General features: G+C 73.0%; 4 protein-coding genes. 1 reads left to right on the top strand and 3 read right to left on the bottom strand.

Annotated features, from left to right (window positions below):
* Nucleotides 1-79: 79 nt before the first annotated feature.
* From H9623_RS19325 to H9623_RS06140, 3 genes are all read right to left on the bottom strand, one after another.
* On the bottom strand, nucleotides 80-400 hold the full coding sequence (locus H9623_RS19325) for a hypothetical protein (RefSeq protein WP_227748243.1): 321 nt from the start codon (nucleotides 398-400) through the stop codon (nucleotides 80-82).
* Between the two features lie 557 nt (nucleotides 401-957).
* Nucleotides 958-1,374: a universal stress protein gene (locus tag H9623_RS06145; RefSeq protein WP_193719168.1), complete on the bottom strand. Its 417-nt coding sequence runs from the start codon at nucleotides 1,372-1,374 to the stop codon at nucleotides 958-960.
* A gap of 148 nt (nucleotides 1,375-1,522) precedes the next feature.
* Nucleotides 1,523-2,053: a GNAT family N-acetyltransferase gene (locus tag H9623_RS06140; RefSeq protein WP_193719167.1), complete on the bottom strand. Its 531-nt coding sequence runs from the start codon at nucleotides 2,051-2,053 to the stop codon at nucleotides 1,523-1,525.
* Between the two features lie 168 nt (nucleotides 2,054-2,221).
* Between H9623_RS06140 and H9623_RS06135 the strand changes: the two genes are divergently transcribed.
* Nucleotides 2,222-5,538, top strand: a 3,317-nt coding sequence (locus H9623_RS06135) for a VWA domain-containing protein (RefSeq protein ID WP_193719166.1), incomplete at its 3' end; no start/stop codon positions are given.

Below are 5,538 nucleotides of genomic sequence, written 5' to 3'. Positions count from 1 at the left end.
CCCCCCCCCCCCCCCCGGCCCGGGACGTCCCGGGCCCTCGGTGACGTGACCACGAGGGTGCGCTGCGCCGTCGGGCAGGTCAGCGACGGTCGCCCAGCGCGAAGCCGAGCGCTGCGACCGTGAGCCACAGCGGACCCACGAACCCCGCCATGTACTGCAGCGGCGAGATCCCCACGAGCAGCGTCAGCCCGCCCAGGAGCAGGCTCACGACGCCGATCCAGCGCGGGGCGGCGCCGTGCCGCAGCGAGGCCACTGCCACGGCGACCGCCGTCAGACCCGCGCCGACCCACAGCCACGGGATCGTCGCGGTCCAGTCGCTGAAGAACGCGCCCGACTCGGGGACGACCTTGTCGACGTCCGCGAAGCCGAACATGAACTGGGTGTCGAGCCCCGAGCCCATGAGGGCCGCGACCGAGGTGAGGACGAGCCCCGCGCTCGGCGACCGTCGGCAGGAGGCTGCCCGCCGGGGCCTGGACGTCGAGGCGTCGCTTGAGTCCCGCCGCGAAGACCAGGACGAGGACCGCGACCAGGACGGTCGCGGTGTGGAAGACGAGGAGCGTGGACGTCTTGCCCGCGAGGTCGGCGACGATCGCGTCGGCGTCACCCGCGGTCTGCTCCCAGTTCGCGCCGAGCGCCATGGAGGCCTGGATCGAGACGATGCCCAGGACCCCGGCGGCGACGCCGGTCCACGCCCAGGCGCGGGACGTGCGGGCGGGGTGCCCGAGGGCGAGGGCGGCGTCGGACGTGATCGGTGCTGTCGGTCGTGCGGTCATGGTGGAACCCCTGCGTGTCGTGGGGCCGGGCCCGGTGGGCGGCGGCCGCGGGTGGTGGACACGACGAGCGTGGGGCGGGAGGCGTCCCGGGCGGCAGGGGCAGATGTCCCGGGAGGCCGGGCGGTTCAGCCGGGCGCCGCTCGGCTCCCAGCGGGAGACGGGCTCCGCGCCCAGCGGGGGAGGGTCAGTCCGCGGTCGGCGCGGGCAGCACGGGCAGCACGACGACGGGTCGGTGCTGCAGGTGCGACAGCCGGCCCGCGACCGAGCCGCCCAGGGCCTCGTCCCGCCACCCGTCGGCCCCCGCGCGGTGCGCGCCGACCACGACGACCGCGGCGTCGTGACTCACGGCGGTCTCGTCGAGCCGACGTGCCACGTCCCCGTCGGCCGCGACGGTCAGGTGCCAGTCGATGCCGGTCGCGCGCAGCGCCTGGTCGAGCTCGGCCTGGAGCCGGCGCTCACCCGAGCCGTCGTCGGGCACCGGCCCGACGTCGACCCACACGCACGCGAGCGTCGTCCCCAGGGCGTGGGCAAAACCGGCGGCGCGCTGAACGATGTCCGGGTGCTGGCCCGGGTGCACTCCGACGAGCAGGGGTCGGATCATCTGTCCATCGTGCCACGGGCGCGCGACCGGGTCCTGCCACGGGCGCGCGACCGGGTCCTGCCACGCGGTTGCGGGCCGCTCGCGGGGGAGGTCCCTGGGCCCGACGGCGTCCCCCGCGTCGAGAGGGTGGTCCGTCCCGTGCGGCGCGTCAGCCGAGCGAGCGCTGGAGCAGCACGGTGTCGAGCCACCGGCCGTGCTTGAGTCCCACGCGCTCGAGCCGCCCGACCTGCCGGAACCCGAGCTTCTCGTGCAGCACGACCGAGGCGGGCGAGTCGGCGTCGCTCACGACGGCGACGAGCTCGCGCACCCCGGACTTCTCGGCCTCGACCAGGAGCGCGGAGAGCAGCGCGCGGCCCAGGCCCCTCCCCTCGCGGCCCGGGGCGAGGTAGATGGTGTCCTCGCCCGTCGCGGCGTAGGCGGGCCGCTCGCGCCACGCGCCCACGTACGCGAACCCGGCGACGCCGTCGGGCAGGCCCGCCCCGCCCGGGACCGTGGCGACCAGGAACGGGCGCCCCGCAGCGCGCAGCGCCTCCCACCGCTCCTCCCAGCCCGCGAGGGGGAGCGGGTCCGTCTGGAACGTGGCGACCGTGTGCAGGACGTAGTGCGCTGCGATCTCCGTGACCGCGGGCAGGTCTGCACGGGTCGCGGGACGGACGGTCAGGGTGGGTGCGTCGGCCATCCGGGCACCCTAGCGCGACGCTCCGGACGGGTGTCGTGCCGTCGGTGCCGCGTCACGGCGGACGGGCCACCGGTCGCTGGACGGAGCGGGTGATGTCACCCTGAAAATCGGGCCACGCCACCGACGACGTGGCTCGCAGCGATGATCTCAGCCAACAAGGGGACGGCAATGGGACGTGCAACGCTCAGCAGGTCGACGGGTTCGAAGGCTCTCAAGAAGCGGCTGCTGCCGGGGATCACGGCTTCCCTCGCCCTGGCGTCGCTGGTGGTCACGGGCTTCGTGGCTCCTGCCGGGGCGGAGGGCGAACCGTCGCCGGACACGACGAGCGCGGTGACCCAGGAGGCCGTCGATCCCGCGGTGCAGTCCCCGGAGAGCCCGGCGGCCGCCGAGCCCACACCCCCAGTCGACGTCCCTGCGGAGGGCGTGCCGACGCCGAGCGACGGCCCGACCACCGGTGAGGAACCTGCGGCCACGCCGGACCCGCCGGCCACCGAGGAGCCCTCGGGCGGTGAGGTCCTGGGACCGCCGGTCCCCGAGACCGACCTCGCCCCGGACCCGGACCCGGAGCCGGAGCCGACCACCCCCGACGACGCGGAGGAGGACCCTGGCGTGACGCCCTTCGTCGTCCCGCCGGCGACCGGGAACGACGCGGTCGTCACGGTCAAGGTGGGCGGTGACCGCACGAGCCTCGTCGCCGTCGGACCGCTGGCCGGGGTCACCCTCCAGCTCTACGACGGCGTGGGCGCTCCCACGGCACCGGTCGCCGACGCGTGGGCCACGTGCGTGTCCGACGCCGACGGCGACTGCTCGTTCGTGGTGCCGAACACCCAGGTCGGCGGCGCCAACCGCGACCGCCGGTTCTGGGTCGTCCAGACCGGGGTCCCGGCGGACTGGTACACGAACCTGACCCTCGGGACAGGCAGCAGCGGGTCGACGGTCACGGCATACCAGTTCCGCACCGGGACACAGCTCCGCAACGGCACGACCTACACCTCCCAGGGCTCGTTCATGCTCGGCACCGGCAACACGAACAACGTGGCGTCCGGTGGTATCTGGCAGACCTCACGGGTGAACCCGACCTTCCCCGCGCAGTGCGGGATCGACGTGGCGCTCGTCCTCGACCTCTCCGGGTCCGTCGCGGGCGACCTGCCCCAGCTCAAGCAGGCGGCGAACCGGTTCGTCGACGCCCTGACGGGGACGCCGTCCAACATGGGCCTGTTCACGTTCAGCTCGCTCGCCCCCGCCGCGAACAACCCCAACCTGGCCCTGACCCCGGTCTCGACGGCGGACAGCGCCCAGCTCGTGAAGGACCGGATCAACAGCTACACGGCCGTCGGCGGCACCAACTGGGACCGCGGCATCTACCAGGTCGCGACGAGCGCGGCCGCCTACGACGTCGCGATCGTCATCACCGACGGGAACCCGACCTTCTACGGCAACCAGGAGGGGCCGGGGAACTACACCCGTCTGCGTGAGGTCGAGAACGGCGTGTTCAGCGCGAACGCCGTCAAGGACGAGGGGACGCACATGGTCGCGTTCGGTGTCGGGGACGGCATCGACAGCGCCGGGAGCGGACTCAACCTCCGTGCGATCTCCGGGCAGCTCGCGGGGACGGACTACTTCCAGACCGCGGACTACGAGGACGCCGGGAATCAGCTCCGCGCGCTCGCGCTCGGCAACTGCGAGGGGTCGGTCTCCGTCATCAAGCAGGTGGTGCCCTCGAGCGCCCCGGTCGGGTCGATCGAGGGCGCAGAGCCCGCGGGCGGGTGGGAGCTCACTGCGGAGTCGCAGACCGGCGGGGTCACGGTCGATGCTCCGGCCACCGCGACCACCGCTGTCGGTACTGGCGCGGCGAACTTCGGGCTGACGTTCGCGGGTGGGACGACGAGCGGGACGGTCGGCGTGCTGGAGACGCAGCAGCCGGGCTTCACGCTCCAGCAGGTCGACGGCGCCAACGCGGTCTGCACCAACATCCTCACGGGCGACCCCGTCACCGTGACCAACGACGGGGCGAACGGGTTCGACGTGCCTGTGACGGCCACCGCGGCCGTGACCTGCACGATCTACAACAGGGCGCCGAGCCCCGTGGCGTCGCTGGTCGTCAACAAGACCTGGGTCGTCAACGGCACGTCCTACGCGGACGGGCAGCAGCCTGGTGCGCTGACCGCCGTGGCCCAGGTCGCAGGAACTCCGCAGGCCTGGGGAGTGCCGCGGACCGGTCTGCAGCAGGGCCAGTCGATCGCGGTCGCGGAGACGACGACGAACGGTCTCCAGGGCTGCACGTTCGACAGCCAGCGGGTCACGAACGTGAACGGCACGACGGTCGACCAAGCCTTGCCGTCGTCGGTCACGCTCGTCGCCGGCGCCAACTCGGCCATGGTCACGAACACCGTGACGTGCGAGAGCACGCTGACGCTCGCCAAGACGGTCCAGGGTGGTCCGGCGTCGCCGACCGCGTGGACCCTCGACGCGGTCGCCCCCGGCAGCGCGCTCGCCGGACCGAACGGCGTCACAGGCTCACCCGGGGCGACCGCGCTCGTGACCCCCGGCGTGGTATACCCCCTGGCGGAGTCGGGCGGTGACCCCAACTACGCCCAGGTCAGAGGGCCCAACGCGGTCATCATCCCCGGCTCCACAGGGACCTGGCTGTGCGTCGAGCTCGACGCTGACGGCTCGGTCATCCCCGGCTTCTCCGACGGTCTGAACGGCGGCGTCACGGTGCCGCTGGGCCGGTGGATCCGCTGCACAGCCGTGAACCAGGCGGCGACGATCGACGTCCGGAAGATCGTCGAGAACCGGTTCGGCGGTTCCGCGGTGCCCAGTGACTGGAAGCTCAACGTGACCCCGGTCAGCGGCGTTCCGGACGGTGTCGTGGTGCCCGCTCAGTCGGTCGAGGGGGCCGATGTCGCCACACCGATCACGGTCCGCCCGGGCGTGACGTACACGGTCAGCGAGTCGAGCACGCTGACGGGGTACGAGCAGGAGAGTGCCCAGTGCTTGTCCACGTCCGGGGCGTCCCTCGGGCTGACCTTCTCGCTCCTTGCGCTCGACACCGCGTCCTGCACGTTCGTGAACGCCGACGTCCCGGGGCGTCTGACCCTGGTGAAGGAGGTCGACAACGGGTCCACGGGATCTACCGCGGTCCCCGCCGACTGGACGCTCACCGCGACACCGGACGACATCACGGATCAGCCGACGGTCTCCGGCAACGGTGACCCGACGAGCGAGGGCGGCGTGTCCGCGGTCGAGGTCTTCGCCGGGAACTACGTGCTCTCCGAGACGGAGACCGCCGGGTACGCCGCGAGCACGTGGTCGTGCACGGGCGGGGAGCTCGAGGGCGACACCGTGACCGTCGCGCTCGACGCCGACGTGACGTGCACGATCCTCAACACTGCCCAGCAGCCCACGCTGACCCTCGTCAAGGAGGTCGACAACGGGACGACCGGCGGGACGTACGAGCCTGCCGACTGGACCTTGACCGCGAC

It is taken from the genome of Oerskovia douganii (assembly GCF_015142735.1).
GTDB lineage: Bacteria > Actinomycetota > Actinomycetes > Actinomycetales > Cellulomonadaceae > Oerskovia > Oerskovia douganii.
The sequence above is the reverse complement of the archived record's forward strand: the minus strand, read 5'-3'. Positions and strand labels throughout refer to the sequence as shown.

Bases quoted from the DNA above. Each gene is read 5' to 3' on its own strand.
- H9623_RS19325 (WP_227748243.1), bottom strand. From the start codon at position 400: ATGGGCTCGGGGCTCGACACCCAGTTCATGTTCGGCTTCGCGGACGTC.
- H9623_RS06145 (WP_193719168.1), bottom strand. From the start codon at position 1,374: ATGATCCGACCCCTGCTCGTCGGAGTGCACCCGGGCCAGCACCCGGAC.
- H9623_RS06140 (WP_193719167.1), bottom strand. From the start codon at position 2,053: ATGGCCGACGCACCCACCCTGACCGTCCGTCCCGCGACCCGTGCAGAC.